Source organism: Nostoc sp. DSM 114161 (genome assembly GCF_052692665.1).
In genome coordinates this window covers 8188891-8206182 of record NZ_CP195141.1, presented here as the reverse complement: position 1 = coordinate 8206182, position 17292 = coordinate 8188891, and the positions used below count along the sequence as shown (strand labels likewise).

13 protein-coding genes are annotated in these 17292 nt (G+C 38.4%); all 13 read right to left on the bottom strand.

What is annotated here, in order from left to right:
• Positions 1–123 precede the first annotated feature (123 nt).
• The 13 genes from NSTC745_RS34350 to NSTC745_RS34290 all read right to left on the bottom strand — a co-directional run bounded on the left by NSTC745_RS34350 (position 124) and on the right by NSTC745_RS34290 (position 17238).
• Positions 124–1107, bottom strand: a complete 984-nt coding sequence (locus NSTC745_RS34350) for a glycosyltransferase family 2 protein (RefSeq protein ID WP_445635024.1) — start codon at positions 1105–1107, stop codon at positions 124–126.
• Positions 1108–1123: 16 nt separating this feature from the next.
• A complete protein-coding gene (locus NSTC745_RS34345; RefSeq protein ID WP_445635023.1) occupies positions 1124–2320 on the bottom strand; it encodes a glycosyltransferase family 4 protein in 1197 nt (398 codons plus the stop codon).
• 60 nt (positions 2321–2380) lie between these two features.
• Complete coding sequence (locus tag NSTC745_RS34340; protein WP_445635022.1) at positions 2381–3220, bottom strand: hypothetical protein; 840 nt, start codon at positions 3218–3220, stop codon at positions 2381–2383.
• Positions 3221–3364: 144 nt separating this feature from the next.
• Positions 3365–5206, bottom strand: a complete 1842-nt coding sequence (hepA, locus tag NSTC745_RS34335; protein ID WP_445635021.1) for a heterocyst formation ABC transporter subunit HepA — start codon at positions 5204–5206, stop codon at positions 3365–3367.
• A gap of 136 nt (positions 5207–5342) precedes the next feature.
• Positions 5343–6080, bottom strand: coding sequence for a heterocyst development glycosyltransferase HepC (gene hepC, locus NSTC745_RS34330; protein WP_445635020.1), 738 nt, complete (start codon positions 6078–6080; stop codon positions 5343–5345).
• A 766-nt stretch (positions 6081–6846) separates the two neighbouring features.
• Positions 6847–9072 (bottom strand): GumC family protein, encoded by a 2226-nt coding sequence (locus tag NSTC745_RS34325; protein WP_445635019.1) that lies wholly within the window; start codon positions 9070–9072, stop codon positions 6847–6849.
• 177 nt (positions 9073–9249) lie between these two features.
• The gene (locus NSTC745_RS34320) at positions 9250–10338 is read right to left on the bottom strand and encodes a glycosyltransferase (RefSeq protein WP_445635018.1); all 1089 of its coding nucleotides are present in this window, start codon (positions 10336–10338) and stop codon (positions 9250–9252) included.
• A 149-nt stretch (positions 10339–10487) separates the two neighbouring features.
• Positions 10488–11804 (bottom strand): NAD(P)H-dependent oxidoreductase, encoded by a 1317-nt coding sequence (locus NSTC745_RS34315; RefSeq protein ID WP_445635017.1) that lies wholly within the window; start codon positions 11802–11804, stop codon positions 10488–10490.
• A 94-nt stretch (positions 11805–11898) separates the two neighbouring features.
• Entirely contained in the window at positions 11899–13149 is a 1251-nt protein-coding gene (locus NSTC745_RS34310) for a glycosyltransferase (protein ID WP_445635016.1), read from the bottom strand.
• Between the two features lie 64 nt (positions 13150–13213).
• Positions 13214–13771: a dTDP-4-dehydrorhamnose 3,5-epimerase gene (gene rfbC / locus NSTC745_RS34305; RefSeq protein WP_445635015.1), complete on the bottom strand. Its 558-nt coding sequence runs from the start codon at positions 13769–13771 to the stop codon at positions 13214–13216.
• 70 nt (positions 13772–13841) lie between these two features.
• Positions 13842–14687 (bottom strand): phytanoyl-CoA dioxygenase, encoded by an 846-nt coding sequence (locus tag NSTC745_RS34300; protein WP_445635014.1) that lies wholly within the window; start codon positions 14685–14687, stop codon positions 13842–13844.
• Between the two features lie 42 nt (positions 14688–14729).
• Positions 14730–15737 (bottom strand): glycosyltransferase family 2 protein, encoded by a 1008-nt coding sequence (locus NSTC745_RS34295; protein ID WP_445635013.1) that lies wholly within the window; start codon positions 15735–15737, stop codon positions 14730–14732.
• 232 nt (positions 15738–15969) lie between these two features.
• On the bottom strand, positions 15970–17238 hold the full coding sequence (locus NSTC745_RS34290) for a methyltransferase domain-containing protein (RefSeq protein WP_445635012.1): 1269 nt from the start codon (positions 17236–17238) through the stop codon (positions 15970–15972).
• Positions 17239–17292 lie beyond the last annotated feature (54 nt).

The window sequence follows — 17292 nt, the reverse complement described above, 5'->3', positions numbered from 1 at the left end:
ATTTTCTTTTCTTTGCGTCCTTGGCGTCCTTCTCTTCTCTACGAGACGCTAAGAGCGAACGAGACGCTTCGCGAAAGCGGTTTGTTAAAAAATCATTTCTACAAATCATATGTAGGAACTACACTATTTCGATACTCCTATTAACTTATTTGCAAAAAATCGCGGAGTAAAACTAAGCGTCAGCGCGACTAGAGTTCGCAAATTAAATTTTTGTTTTTTCAACGCCTGCCAAAAATAAGGACGTGCTGCTGCTACTTCTTCACTTCGTAGCAAACCGATTCCCAATGTAGTATTTGCTTCCAACCATTTTTGTTGAAAGTGTGTCCTAAATTCTTGTAAACTAGAGTCTTTCATAAAGACTTCATAGCAAAACATTTCACTTTTAGCTTTGCGAATTTTTGCCTGTACATTTCGACTACCACTGAGCATGGTATCAGTTTGTTCGTGGGCGCGATATCGTGTCAATCTTTCTGGATAATAGTAAGCACCACGACCAGATATACAGCAAACGTAAGTTAAATATAAATCCCACATCCCGCCAACTTCGGGGGGAATACTATCCCAATCAATAAAGTGATTGCGAATTACACAAGATGCAGCAGTAGGTATACTTTTATCTATTAATCCAATTTTAGAGAAAGATTGATGAATTCCTGGTGTTAGTTTGTCGCGTTTGAAACCGCGTGTATTTTCTTCAGTTCCAATATCATTAATTATGCCGTTTGCATCTATGATATATTGGTCGCAAAAAGCAAGAATTAAGTCAGGGTTTTCTTCTAATGGTGGTACCAGCTTTGCTAAAAAGTCTTGATTCCACATATCATCGTCATGGAGGCTAGCAACGTATTTACCTTGCGCCATTTTGAAAGCGTGTTGCTGATTAGCAAGCATACCGACGTTTTGCTCGTGTCGCCAAAATCGAATGCGCGAATCATTAAAAGATTCGACAATGGCTTGGGGATTCTCTGGGCTGCAATTATCAGAAACAATAATTTCAATATTTTGATAAGTTTGTTGAACAGCGCTAGCGATCGCTTGCTTGAGATACTCCGATCTATTATAAGTAGGGATAATAACGCTGACTAATGGTTGTTGATGCAATGACATATTTTGCTCTATTAGTTTATTGAGGGGTTTGATATAACTTTTTCCCTGGATAATCAAATTCGGCTATTGTTTTTGCATAAATTGTTCGGAGATTATTTACATGGCAATTCATTGTAAATTCTCTCATCAATAAAGCATGACCTTGTGTGCCCATATCTCTACTTTTTTGATAATCCGCAGACAAATAATTAATAGCTTGGGACAATTTTTTAATATTATTACCAGGAACGAGAATCCCCGTTTCTCCATCTCGTAAATGTTCGGGTATTCCTCCGACTGCACTACCAATTACAGGACGATAACGAGCATAAGCTTCGAGGGTTACAAGACCGGCAGGTTCAGGCCATACACTGGGAAAAATGACTGCAAAACACTGTTGATATAATTGGTTTATTTTATGGCGATCGCACCAACCATGCCAAGTAATTCGATGATTCAATCCTAAGGTAGTTGCTAGTTTTTCTAACCGGGGTCGTTCCCATCCTTCACCTGCAATATCAAGTTGAATTTGCGGGTTTGTATGTATTAAGGTTTTAATCAACCATTCCAAACCTTTATCAGAAACAATCCGACCAACAAACAAAATTCTCTGATTTTGGTGGACTTCTAAAGTTAGGGGTGCAGTTGGTGTTTGGGGCAAAGAAATACCACAATGTACTGTTACAGTTTGTTCGGCTGGTATGCCGTTTTTAATTAACTGTTGACGCACATATTCGCTATTAGCGATAAAAGTAACTTTTATCTTTTTTAAAACATCTAAAAACTGCTGAGTACCTTGAATCTCCCTGAGAGTTCTTAATGGTTTACGGCTACCACATTTATCTACTAATTTACCCCAGGTACATCCTAAGTAAGAAAAGTTGCGATCGCAGATTGTTCGCTCTCCAGCTAAATACTTTGTACCGCTAGGACAATACAACGAGTGATTATGAACGCTGAAGATTGTAGGACATTCACCTGTAAGCTGCAATAGTAAATCTGGGCTGTGGAGATGTAGTAATTTAAACTGGCTTTGGTCAATATTTTTGAGGGATTTAATTACGCGATCGCTAATATCAGGCGAACGATGTTCAAATAGAGAAGCTAAATAAGTTTCAACACCTCCACCTTCACCAACTTCAAAATTGGAGCATTGGTAAATCAGGTTTTCTGCAAACTTTTCACTGTGTGCTTGTTTAGCTTTATGCTTGAAATTATTAATTATTTTAGGCATTAACTACTGCGTTGTTACTAATTTTATTGCTTGTATATTTATAGCTTTTAGTTCCTCAGCTTATCTGCCGACATTAAACCAAAATTTGTGTCTGACATCGCTAACATAATGCCTGAGAGCAATGTCTTTACTTGCAGATTTATCTGGATAAATGAACTGATCTTCTACATTCAGAACATATTTTTTGGAGCAAAGAGGCTGACCATGATTGTAATGCATTGTCAGATGTACAATTGTTTGTTCGGTAAAATAGCTAGGATGTTCTTGAAGGTTTGCTAAACGTTCAATAGCAAAAGTCCAGTCAAATTCATGCTTAAATAAGATAAATCCACCATTCACCGGATTTAACTTCTCAGAATCATCATAGATAATTCGCCCATCTAGCGACATAGAACAATCAGGTAGATAAAGAGAGTATTTGTTGTTCGATTCACTCAAATTTATTAAGTCTACACCACCGGGAAAAAATAAAATATCTGAATCAGTGTAAATCGTAGTTCCATTAATAGGAATTGACATTAATGCCGATAATTTTTTGCCCATTGGATGCAGTTGAGCATAATCAAGAACGCATTGAGGTAAATCTGTTCTCACGAAGTTTGTTAAAAGTACGACCTCAACGCAAGGATGAATGCGGCGGAGTAAATTACAACTAGATTCACTATAACTCCCATCAGAAACCACTGTGAATGTATCTGGAATACCGACATGGCGAATGAATGAGCGAATACTTGCCACTTGTTCTGGCAAATCGCGTTCGCATGATAAAGCATAAATACTTATGGGAGCTTGCCGAGTTTGTTTTATCGGGATTCTGACAATTTGAGGAAGGGCCGCTTTATATAGAGAACGAATAAATTTTCCCTGCGTTTTAGCCGTGTGGTAGCCTAGATTTACCATTGATTTTTCCTTTTTAAAACTATAAATAGAAGTCAGAATAATCTGCCAATAACAAGAATTAGATAATTGAGCAATCTTGTAAATTCGTAATTTAGTAATTACGAATTACATAGTTTGCTTATTGCTGGAAGCGAGTATTAGGAATTAGGAATTATAGTATTGCATCTGGTGATATTCCCAAAGCTTGCCTTGGCGTCCGAGCAATTCTTCATATTTGCCTTGTTCTACTATTCTTCCTGCTTCCAGAACCACGACTTTATCGGCTTTAGAAATAGTAGAAAGACGGTGAGCGATCGCAATTACTGTTCTACCAACAGATAGCTTTTCTAATGAGTCTTGAATCAAGCGTTCTGATAGAGAATCTAAGGCGCTGGTTGCTTCATCCAAAATCAAAATTTCTGGGTTCCGTAGTAACGCACGTGCAATAGCAATTCGCTGTCTCTGTCCTCCAGATAATCTAACACCCCTATCTCCTAATTGGGTATTAAAACCTTGAGGCATTTCTAAAATAAATTCTAGTGCATTCGCTAATTTAGCAGCTTCTTGAATTTGCTCGTTGGTAGCTTCTGGAGTTCCATAAGCAATGTTTTGCCAAACACTAGTATTGAAAATAAAAGTATCCTGACTAACAACTGCAATCTGCGAACGTAGAGAATTAATTTCAAACAGTCGTATATCAGTTTCATCGATGTAAACATTCCCCTCTGTAGCATTATAAAATCTAGGAATTAAATCAGCAAGGGTTGTTTTACCAGCTCCGGAAGCTCCGACTAATGCTGTCATTTTTCCCTTTTCAATGGTTAGGGTAATATTATGCAGTACTAGATTTTCATCGCCGTACCCAAAATCTACACCTACTAAATTAATTGAGGTTTTTAAACCTTTAAATTTAATATGACCATTTTGAAAATAATTTTTATCATCAGTTTTCAGAAGATTTTTGATGTTGTTTGCGGAGCCATGTAAAGTACTGAGAAATGCTCTCGTCCCATTAATATCTTGGACAAATGGGATAAAACGAAATAGCACAAAGAAAAATGTTAGTAAAGAAGCTACTTGTAGCGTTCCATTACTAACAAGGCTAGTAAATGCCAAAATAATCATTCCCACCAATACCGTAGTAGCTACTCCTTCGGCAATTGGTTTAACAAGTGTCCAAGTGAAGACAACTTTAGTTGTAGTACTTACTACTTTATCGCTAGCTTTATAGTAACGTTGGCGCTCAAATTCTTGAGTGCCATAGGAGTGAACAGTGCGAATGCCATTAATAAATTCTACGGCTGTTGATGTAAAATTAGAATTAGCATTTGTGACGCCAAAACTTGATTCTCTGACTCTGGCATTTAAATTCGATAAGCCTACACCTAAAAGTGTAAATAGTAATGCTGAAATCAAAGTTAGTTGCCATGAGATCAGAAACATTGAGATTAAGTAAACAAGAGTTGTTATTGCTCTAGTAAATAAAAAAGCTGCGGCGCTAAAACCTTGTCTAATTCTGTCAATCTCTGTGGTAATTGTGTTAATTAATTCCCCAGCACGAGTTTTGGCAAAGTAGCTTAAGGATAAGGCTTGTAACTGTTCAAAGATTTGCTTGCGTAAGCGATCTGCAAGATGTAATTGAGATAATTCTGTGTAGACTTGGGAAAAGTAATTAAAGGTAGCACGTAACCAAGTACTCAATAAAATTAATAGAGATACACGATAGAGTCGATTAATGGCTGATGTCTTAGTTCCCAAAATCCAAACATCAAACAAATCTATTCCTGTTTGAACAGGTTGAGCGTTAGGGCTAGTTAGGCTTTGCAAAAATGAAAGTAAGAAGCCAATACTCACACCTTCAAATGCTGCTGCCAAAATTGAAAATACCAAAGCGGAAATTGCAATTTTGCGGAAGTTTGCAACTTCTCGTAATATCAAATAATTGTCCTGCCAAAAGTTAGTAGCTTTGAGCAGATTGCTGATTGTTTGAGGAAGTTTCAAAAGCATGGATTTTTCTAACGAGAATTTGGCATATAAACAGGAGTCAGAATTCAGAAGTCAGAATGATTGGTAAGTTAAGAAGTAATAACATTGTTCAAATTGAATATCAAACTCTTCTGAATCCTGACGATTAAACTATCAACTACCGTACAGATAAATTTTGGAATTCTGTTAGCGTAACGGGGTGTAGCCCATTCTGAATTCTGAATTCTTCTTCAACTAGTTGTATTGCATCTGCTAATGTCAAAGAACGAGATCCCATCAAACTTATATCACCGCGCAGTACATTAAATAACAATGGCAGATTGTTGAGGCTGTATTTATGCATCCAACGCCCTAACAGGGTGATATTGTGGTTTGGTGTTGTGGAAAATTTAACACCTCGAAAAAGTCTACCTTTTTCTCCAACGCGCCATTCATAACAAAAAAGTGACTCTGGCGAATAAAATTGCAGCAATACAATCAATCCCAGGATAACTGGACTGAGGAATAACAGCAATGAAAAAGCAACAATCCAATCAATTATTCGCTGTAACCATCTCAAGGTTTGATTGCTTTGTTTTAGCTGTTTATTGCTAGCGGATATGCGTAAGAATATTGGTTTATGAGCTTGTTCGCAGGCATCTGCCCAAAACTGTAGCAAATCTTCACCCAGTTTGGCATCTATGCTCACTAAATTTATAGGAGAATGTTTTAAGCATTCTACTAGCGATCGCTGATTATTTAATGAAGGCAAATATGGTAATTTAACTCGTCCCGGCGGCTTCACCAACAGCTTACCCCGTCGCCACATTAATGTGCAGGATCTAGAGTAATGATTTTGGTTTTGCTGAGTTACATCATAAAAATTCTCTAGATTTGGAATTATTGAAGTTGTCATGATGTCTTTGGGTTTATACAAGAGTGAATTGCTGAGGCGAGGCGTTATGAAAAACTATCAAGCTAATTCGTAATTATGTGAGAGATAGTCATTTATATGTAATAATTCAGGAGTCAGCTGTCAGAATCCAGAATAATTAGAAAATTAACCGTGTTAGTAATCCTTGATTTTCTAGTTTTCCTGATTCGGGATTGTGAATTATTACATTTAACCACTATCTAAAACAAACCTACCTGTGGAGATAATGGTCTGAAACCTTATCTTGAATTACAAGTAAAATTGTGATTGAGATTCTTAGGTAATCGCGATTTAAGTAAGTAGTGATGCTAGAGATATGTAGAGAAAAATTACCTGTTGAATCTATATCTATGTTTAATTAGGTTCGGGTGTTGCTGATGTCGATAAATTTAACAAAACTAGTTCACTCTTGTGTTTTATCTTTTAGGAAGTGCTTTAATCTCTAGAATATAAGACTCTGTAAAAATAGCGATCGCTCAAATCAATTCTTTATTTAGACTTTAATTACTCAGTGATTTTTCTTAAAACTGATAAAGATAGCATAAATCTACCGAATTTTTCCTGATAGTAATAAATCTAAATTTTAATAGCTTTTGATACATTTTTAGGGTAGCAAAGCTGTGCTACCCTACGCTGTGTTGCTGAAATTCAATTGTAAAAATAACGATTGTGTATGATATCAAAATCCTTGTAGAGACGTTGCAATGCAACGTCTCTACATCTGGGTTCATACCGACCAATGCCCAATCTATTTTTCCACAGCTTGGCGCAGAGCTAATTGCTGTTGTTTGACATAAGGTACATAACTACTACTATTTGATACCCCATTTGCCACAACCCCAATCAAATTTAACTTGCTCAACATGGCTGTAGCTTGAGTCAGTTGGCTTCGGGTGACAATACCAATGCTTGCCACCATGACTACACTACGAGAAGATGATGCGGTGAGCATGGCATCCACCATGCCGAGAACTGGCGAAGCATCTATGAGTACTAAATCGTAGTTTTCCTCAAATGCTGCCATCAATTGCATCATCCGAGGGGAACTCAAGAGATTAGCGGGGTCAGCAGGTTTTGGCCCGGCGGTCAAAATATCGATGTAGGCTGAACCTGTGTACTGAATACTAATTTGGTTGGGTAAAGTTGCATCGCTAGCCAACAGAGTTGAAAGCCCTTGTTCGTTGGGAAGATTCAGCTGTTCGTGCAGACTAGGATCGCGTAAATTGGCATCAATGAGCAATACCCTTTTATGTAAACGTGCAGCACTCATGGCTAAACCCAACGCTAAAGCTGATTTCCCCTCATCCGGCAAAGCCGAGGTGACCATCAAAGATTTCAAATTGGAAACAGCATTTAAAAGTTCAATGTTTTTGTAAATCAGATCCAGCGATTCCCAACGCGGTGGAGATTGCAATACTTGAATTGTCCAAGGTGCGAGAACTTCTGGCTTGCCAAAAGGCAACTTAATCATTGATTCTCTAGGTTTAGCTGGCGGTAATTTGGGAGTTGTTCCTAACAATGGTAGAGGTATTTGCTTCTCTAACTCAGCAGTAGTATGAACGGAATCATCAATAGATTCCCGAATAAAGACAGCAATTCCTCCTAACATTAACCCAACTACTGCACCTAACATTAAATTCTGCTGGAGATTGGGGCCTAATTGTGCGCCTTGTTGGGGTTCTTCTACAACTTCCCAATTAAATCCACCCTTAGCAAGTTCTTGCCTTAATTGTTGTTCTGCCCTTAAAAGCTGCTCTAATCTTTCACGGCTAAATTGTAGCTGCGGTAGCATTCGATTGTAATAAGCTAACAAAGGGGGAAAGCGTTTGATTTCAAAACGCAGTTCGTTTTCTTTTTTAGCTAAAGTTTGGTCGCGGGCGCTTAAAGCAACTAAATTTGTTTGGGTTTCTACTAACTGACTAGCGAGGTTAAGATCGATTTCGCCCAGTTGTCCTTTTTCTAGCAAAGAGTCTCCAGAAATGAATGCACTAGCAGACTTTCCGCCTAAAGTTCTTCCTACTTCTTGTTGCAATAATTCCTTTTGACTTTGAAGCTGTTCTTTAAGTTTTTGGACGCTGGGAGTTGCATCTGTAAAGCGTAAACGTTCTTGTGCTAAAGCTAGTTCTGTTTTTTGGATTTCGTTGAGTAAGCCTTGATAGCGAGTAGACTGACTCAGACGAGAAGCTACTAAAGCATTCTGTGGAGAACGGTTAAGTTGTTCTTCTAAAGATTTTTGACGTGCTAAAGCTTCGCCATATTGAGCGCGAGTTGTTTGACGTTCTTGAGCGATATTATTTAAAGCTGTTTCAATTGCTTTAGCCTGTGATTCTGGGTCGATTAAATTTTGGTTTCTGCGAAATCTTTGGAGGTTTGTCTCAGCCGCTTTCACTTCTTCACTAGCTTTAGCTAACTGTTCCCTAATAATTTGCAAACCCTTTTGCAAACGCGAATCCTGTTGTTGTTTGTTGTATTCAACATAAACCTGCCGAATCGCACTTAAAACTTTTTGGGTTTTTTGGGGATCTTTATCGGTGTATTCAACTTGAAAAATCTTAGTTGCAACGTTATCTTCTTTGCTTCTTAATTGAGTTAAAGCCAAAGAACCTTTAATCTCACCTGTAGTGATATCTGGATATTCAGACTCAAGTTTATCAACTGCTTTTTGAATCAAGCCCGAACTTTGCATCAAGTTAAGCTGGGTTGCAGTGTCTATCACCACATTCGAGTCTGTAAACTCATTTTCTACTCCTCCTCCTTCTTTCTTACCTTGATAGTTCGGTTCTACTAGCAGCTGCATGGAGCTTCTAAAAGTTGGTTTGGTCTTTAAAGTTACTATTCCTGCAATAGTAACTGAACCAAACAATACTATTAAAAACCAAGGAAATCTCCGCAGTAAGACAGTAAACATTTGTCCATAGCTTGGTTCAGTTTCCGAAACTGTAGTTATATGAGAGTTTAGACTAGTTTGAACCACTTTTATTATCCTTCCCAGAATTTACGCTAAGAGATAAAAAGAATTCAGAATCCAGAATTCAGAATGTAATCACTAAATCGTAGGTTTGGTTTAGCCTTAAATAGATTGGATTGAGTCAAATTCATTATTTTGCAGATTTTTAGAATTGATGCTGAATTCTGACTCCTGAATTCTTGATTATTGCACGCTGCAAGCTTGGTGAATAATTTGCTCAACTTTACCGAAAAATGCGTTTTCAGAAAAGTTTGTGACTGCATGATTACGAATGCGATCGTAATTCCAAGGAATTCCCTTGGCTTCTTGTAATGCTATTTGCAAAGAATCGGGTGTTTGTCTTTTGAAAAAGACTCCGGTTTCACCAGGTATTTGAGTATCTAATACTCCACCTGCTCCATAAGCAATAACTGGTGTGCCGCTGGCATTAGCCTCTACTGGAACTAATCCGTAGTCTTCTAAAGCTGCCACAATAATAGATTTTGCTTTAGAAAATAAGTCTTTGCGGGTTTTATCGCTTACGTGCCCTAAAAACTGAATATTTTGTAATGCTTTGGATTTTAACCGTTCTAGTTCTGGGCCATCACCTGATATTAACAACCGCCAGCCTAACCAATTAAAAGCTTCGACTATGACATCAAGACGCTTATAACTAATCATTCGAGCAGAGGCCAGATAATATTCATCTTTAATCTCAGAAAAAACAAATTTACTAGTATCAATTGGGTAGTTAACCATCATTGCCTTTTTGCCGTAAATATTTTCAATTCGGCGGGCAACAACACTAGAATTAGCAATATAAATATCAGGTTCTTGTGAATATTTCAAGTCTACCTTTCTCATGACTTGGAACACTTGCTCGATTAAAGGAGCAAAATATTTATAGTCTCCATACTCCTTTAAATAAGTTGCCGTATCCCATAAGAAACGAGTCACGTTATGACAAAAACAAATGTGCCGAGCATTAGGATTTTTTCGCACTGCTTTAGCGAAGCTAGTGCTACTACTAATAATCAAATCGTAGTCTTGCAAATCTAAGGCACGAAAAGCAGGAAAGTATAAAGGTGCCATTGACCGAAAATACTTTGCTGCACAGGGAATCTTTTGTAAGAATGTTGTGTTAACTATGCGATCGCCAAGGTCGATAGTTTTTTGCGGATCGTACAGAGATGTGAAAATGTCTGCTTCCGGATAACGCTTACAAAGCAGTTCAAATACACGCTCTGCCCCACCCCGCTGAGTTAAATAATCGTGGACTAGAGCAATTTTCATGAATTTTACCTAAAAAAATAGGGAATGGGGAATGGGGCATTGGGCATGGGGCATGGGGCATGGGGCATTGATTATTTTCCCCATCTCCCTATCTCCCCATCTCCTTATCTCCCTATCTCCCTCATCCCCACGTCTATAAATCTGAAACCCTAATACCCAACTGCCGCCAAGATTTTTTCTGGGGCGAAATAGCTGTTTTGCTCGGCTCGTAGGCGATCGCAAAGTCTACCTGCGGGTAACTCTACATCGTCGTATGTGAGGACTTCATCTCTGGAAATGTCTCGTTTGAGACGACATCCTTCGGCTAAACCGATTGGTAGGAGATTTTGCTGTTGGACGATATCGGAATTTTCGCATTGTCCGTAGGTCATGTAGTAGCCGATGCCATCGAGGGTTTCTCCGGCTTTCAGGTCGATTTTGGCGGTGGTGACAACATCTACTAAGGGGCCTGCTAGGGGAGACATGACGGCATCACCGAACAAAACTACACGCGCTACGGATAGGGGAACTTCAAAATGACAGAGGTGATAAGGAGTATAGAAGCTGTAAAGAGGGCCTTCGCCTAATTTGTATAAGTTCAGATAGTGGCGTTGTTTGGGGTCGTCGTGAGTGGCAAATACGTATACACCAGGGCCGGGTTTGGCTCCAACTACATAATCGACGATACCGCCCAGTTCTTTGAGTTGTTCGACATCATATAGTTGGGTCATTTCATCGACGTAGCCGGTGAAGTCATATCCGAGCATTCCGCGTTTGGCGACTTTCATACCTGTGGCGTTGGCAACGATCGCTTGCTCGAAGGAAATTTTGGTACCGTCGGCAAAGCTAGCTACCATGTGAGGCTTTTGGCCCCAACGTTTTGCAAATCCTTCCTGGGTGGTGGGGTTGCGATAGGGGTCTTGGAGTCCTTTGATGTTACCGCACAAAAGTGGAGTTAAACCAATGCTTTTGACAAATCGGTAGAGGTTCATTTGCACCCCTGGCTGATCGCCATCACAAGCACTGAGGATGACGCCTGCTTTGTCGGCATACACTTTTAGAATGGGGCCAATAGTGCCGTCGAGTTCGGCATTCATCATGATGACATGTTTGCGATGAGCGATCGCTTCCATGACGATTTGAGCGCCAAATTCAATTGCACCGGTAACTTCGATGAGTGCATCGATACTCTCAGCGCGACACAGTAACTTAGCGTCTTCTGTGACTGCATATTTCCCGTTGGCGATCGCATCTTCTAATTCGCCGACAGTTGCAACAACTTGAATATCTTCAATTCCTGCTTCTGAATAAGCTTGTTTAGCTGCATCAATATGGCGGTTAAAGATAGCAACTAACTCCATTCCTGGGACTGAATTGACAATTTGATTGGCAATTCCTCGACCCATAAAACCAGCACCAATCATCCCGACTTTTATAGGATTGCCTGCTGCTGCTCTAGCTTTTAAGGCGCGATCGATAATAATCATGAACTAAACTCCTTTTTAGAACTGTTTGTTGTGTTACAAATTCCAAATAATTTTGTACTTAATAATTTGTTACGTTTTTCTATTAAGTACATTTTCAGATGTAATTAGTATTAGTACTAACTAATTGTTTACTAGAATCTATGAAATAACTTTGTTTTTGAGATTTTTGGCGATCGAGCATTTGCTCCACAGCATCCCGATATGCATAAGCAAACTTTTCTCTGGTATGATTTGTTCTTGCATATTCCCATGCTTTTTGAGACATAACTTTCAGGTCTTCTACAGGCAAATTGGAAATACTTCTAACTTTTGCTTTAATTTCTTCCAGAGAAAGGTTATCGAAAATCACACCAAAATCGTGGACATCCACACCAGATTCGTAGCTTAAAATCGGAATTAATCCAGCGTGCAAGCAACTGATGACTGCTCCTGACTGTCCCTCAGAAACAGAAGGATAAACAAGCCCGAGACAATTATTTGTTACTTCTATAAACTCAGGGCTACTAACATCAATCCAGCCATAGGTATGAATGTTTGGTGTTTCGTAGAGTTCTTTATAGAAAGCCTTCTCAAATTGTTTGTCATTAGCGATCGGGCCACAAACCGTTAAATGGTATTCTGGCATTTGGGCAAAGGCTTCTAAAACTAAATCTAGTCCTTTGAGAACTAAAGCACTACCACCAAACCAGAGAAAATTTTTTCTTACACCTTCAAAATCTTTCTGTTCGGGATAGGGATAAACAACAGGCGAAGAAATGGGAATACGATACATTGGTTTGTTGGCATATTTGAATGTACCAGTTGTAAAATCGTTGCCCAAAACGGTAGCACAATCGGCATATTCGATTCCCAAATTTGGCATTTCAAATCGCTGTGGAGTTAAGGTAATTCCTCTGCGCTGTTGGAGGTCTAGAAGTCTGTTGCATTCGGCTGCATTGCGAAATACCATATTCGCAATATCAACGTGAAAAATTTTGATGCAATCTTTATTTAGTTTTGGTGCAAGTGCCTCCATTCGATGACGAATATCAATGAAAAATGCGTAATCTTTTTGGGGAACGAATTTATCATTATGAAACTGGATGACATCAACGTTGTAGCGCATGTCTAAAAAAGTTTGCGCTATTTGCCAAACTTCCCAATACCAAGTATGGTCGTTAGGCATTGGCTGACCTGGTTTTAATAAGAAGGGTTCAATTCGATAAGAAAGGAGTACATTTCCTTTAGAAGGTTGTTTGGGTTTGAGGGAAACAACTTGTAAGGTTTTGGCGTAATTGATGCGGGCTTGGATTTTTTTGGAGATTAGAGAGAAGGGGTTGGTAATAGGAGATAGAATATTTGGCATTTATTTCTACCTGAATTATTTTTTTCACGCAGAGGCGCGGAGGCACGGAGAGGAGTAGGTGAGATTATTTGGAAATTGTGGCGCCTACGGTCATCATTCTTAATAGCGGCCAATTTAGATCTTTTTCGGAGATTTCTGTTACATCTAGAGGCCAATCAATGTTAAAGAATGGGTCGTCGTAGCGTAGACCGCGCTCATATCCAGGTGTGTAAAATTCACCTACTTGATATACAACTTCGGTTTCATCTGTCAGGGCTTGATAACCATGAGCAAACATTTCTGGAACGTACAAAGCGCGGCGATTTTCTGGAGTTAGTTCTACACCAATGTGTGATAAAAAGGTAGGAGATTCGGGACGCATATCAATAATTACGTCATAGATAGCGCCTTTAGTACAGCGAATTAATTTTGTTTCTGCTGCGGGCAAAATTTGATAATGCATTCCTCGAACTGTGCCTTTTTTGTAATTAAAAGACAGATTACATTGAGCAACTGTCGGCTTCAAACCCCGTGCAGCAAATTCCTGAGCGCAGAAAGTCCGAGCAAAAAAACCACGATGGTCTGGCTTTTCTTCTAAGTCAATAATGAATGCGTCTTTGAGTTCAGTTTCAGTAAAAATCATATTAGTTCCCCTAAGATAAATATCGACTTACTCACTCTTCTCTCCGCGCCTCCGCGTCTCTGCGTGAAACCTAAGCTTTAACTTCCTCTAAAACAGAACCTAACTCTACTCTGTGATAAGTATCATCCCAATATTGAGTACAAAGGTCTGGTCTTTCCGGAGGGTTCGCCGTATAACAAAAGAATAATGTAGACCGTTCTTCTGTACGGACTGTGCCGTGATGCAAAGCATTTTTCGTATCTACAATAATCACTGTACCTGCTGGCCCTGGGCAAGATTTCCAAGCTGATTTAGGGATGATTGGCTTAACATCTTTATCGTCAATCCCCATATAATTTGACTTGAAAAGTTTGTAGTAAAGCTGAATATATTTCCAACTGAATACAGGAGCTAAAGAACGGGGAATATATTCAAATGGCCCGGTTTTTTGTTCTACATCATTCAAGTAAATGAAGATTTTGATAATGCGGCGGTCTTCAGCATCGCTATGCCATAGCAGCGTCCCAAATTGATGTTTACTAGGAAAATCTTTGCGTAAATGTACGCCGTGAAAAGCGACAGGAAGACCAATATAATTTTCAATGATATCGAGCAACCTTTTCTCTTTTCCCCAGTTAGAAATTTCTGGTACACCTGTCACTGTGTAAATTTGTGGCAACTTTTCATCTAGATGGCTGTTATTTGGATCTTCCATCTGAGACAATTGCTCGTAAGCAGCCTTGAGGAGTTCTGAGCTAGAATCTAACCCTAAATCTGCAAGCGTTGTGACATAAACACCGTCTTTTTTGAGAGTATTTAGGATTTGGCGATCGCCTACTCCTAATTCTGGCAATTTTCTGCTATGCTTCCAACGGGCTAGGTAATATTCAAAGTCAGAAGACAATGAAAATATTTTGCGTTTAATTGCGCTCAACATAATCTAATTTCCTTCAAATTTTTGATTCTAAATCTCAGTAGCTTATGGCTCATAACTCCGCATTTCTCGGCCAGATATTTCGCTCGATTCTGCTAACTTTAATTCTTTAGAAACCATCACATCAAAAGCACACAAGCTGACTAAAGCTAAAAATGGAACTACTGTTTTGATAGCAGACATCGGCCATCTTCTCAAAGCACCTAAGAAAACTTTCCAGTTGACTTCTTTACCGTTTTGCAAAACCATTCGTCTACAAAACTGCTTAGAATATCCATTTTCTTGCAATTTCAAAATCACTTCTGGTATGTGTTTGTATTGCATTAACAGTGCAGATTTTGGTTCTTTCTGCCAATAACTCACGCCAACAACGCATTCTAAATAAGTTTCCTTAGTGACAATTACGCTACCATTTGCAGCACAATAACCGCCTAAATAAGCTAAAGATATCCAGTTGGTTTCAGCGTCTGGCCAGATTTGTAAAGCGCGTTTTACTAAATCAGTACGATAGATTGTAGCTGTTAAAAAAATAACTGCACCGACGCTTTTTGAAAAACAATGCTCAAATATGGCTTTACCATCACCATCACCATTTTCACTATCTATATCAAACCAGCGATTACCAACAATTGTAGGTGGATGAACTGGTTCGCCAGTAATTTGATTGCGACCAGAAAAATTCAGGAACAATAATGATAAATCTTCATGTAATCTGAGTTTGCTAATTACATAAGCAATGGCTCTATCCTGAATTGGGTCATCATCACCAATTGTCCAAACGTATTTTGTTGTTGCAGAATTTAGGCAATACATAATATTTTTAACTACGCCTAAATTTGTAGAGTTTTTATTTGATTTAAATGCGATCTTACTGAGCGTGGTTTGCCATTTTTTTATTACTTCCTGAGTATTGTCTGTCGAACAATTATCAGAAACTAAAATTTCACAGTCATCTTCAAAACCTTTGATAGCTTGAGCTAGCCATGCTAATTGTTTATCGAGTAATACAGCGCGATTATAAGTAGGAATAGCAATAGTCAGTAATTTAGGCATAGCAGAGTAATGAAATTAGGAAATAGCCTATTGATGGTTTGATAGGAAATATTTTTATGGCAAATATGCCTTTTTAGAAAAAGTAATTCAGGAGTCAATTATCAAACAGTAAATTAAATCTTTAGTGTAACTTTTCTTCAAAAAAATAACGATCATAACTGTTAGCAATACTTCGCCACACTAATTTATTTTGAATTCTGATTTCTGACTCCCGAATGACTTATATTACTAACTACAACCTTATTAGAACCCTATCAGGAATAGGACATGGGTAAACTTTTACTTCAGGAATTGGTACTACAAATTGGCCGCCCCATTCGCCAATAAATGCCATTTGTTCCATAATTTCTTCCTTGAGATTCCAGGGTAAAATAAGGACATAATCTGGTTGAGTTTCCCGAATTTTATCTGGATGAAAGATAGGGATATGGGTTCCAGGTAAAAATAAACCTTGTTTGTAGGGATTGCTATCTACTGTGTAATCAATAAAATCTTTACCAATACCACAGTAATTGAGCAAGGTATTACCTTTAGCAGGTGCGCCATAACCGACAATTGATTTTCCTTCTGCTTTAGCTGCTAAGAGAAAACTTAATAGCTTGTGCTTTGTTGCTTTAACTTTCTCTCCAAATGTGACGTAGGTTTCTATTTGATGTAGTCCAGCAGCAATTTCTTTTTCTTTCAAATGCCGAACTCGTTCCCTAATGCTAGGATAATCAGCATCATCGTGTCTGGCATAAATTCTCAGAGAACCGCCATGAGTTGGTAATTCCTCCACATCAAAAATTCGCAAGTTGTGTGCTGCAAATATTTTTTCGATTGTTAGAAATGAGAAATAAGAAAAATGCTCGTGATAAATAGTATCAAATTGATTTTGCTCAATTAGTTGTAAAATGTGAGGAAACTCCATCGTCAAGATCCCATTTGATTTGAGGATGGCTTTCATACCGGCGATAAAATCGTTTAAATCTGGTACATGAGCTAAAACATTGTTACCTATTAACAGGTCAGCTAGTTTTCCTTCCATAACCAGTTCTTTGGCAGTTTCAACTCCAAAAAACTTGTTAATAGTTGCAATACCTCTATCTTGAGCAACCTTAGCTATATTCGCTGCTGGTTCTATTCCTAAAACTGGGATGCCTTTTTCTAAAAAATATTGCAGTAAGTAACCGTCGTTACTAGCGATTTCAATAACTTGGGTATGATGATTAAATTTAAACTTATCTACCATCATATCGGTGTAAGCTTTGGCGTGTTTTAGCCAACTTGTTGAATAAGAAGAAAAGTAAGCATAATCGCTAAAAATTTGATCTGGAGTTTCAAATTGTTCTAATTGAACTAAGAGAGTGTCTTCAGAAATATAAGCGTGAAGAGGATAAAATTTTTCTGCTTTATTTAGTTGCTCTGGTCTGAGATAAGCATTAGCTAAAGGTGACATTCCTAAGTCAACAAAGCTTTTGTGTAAAGGTTGACCACTAAAACGACATTTTGCGATCGCCATAATTTCAAGCCCTATTAATAGTGAATAAATTGCTGCGTAAAGAAGAATATTTGT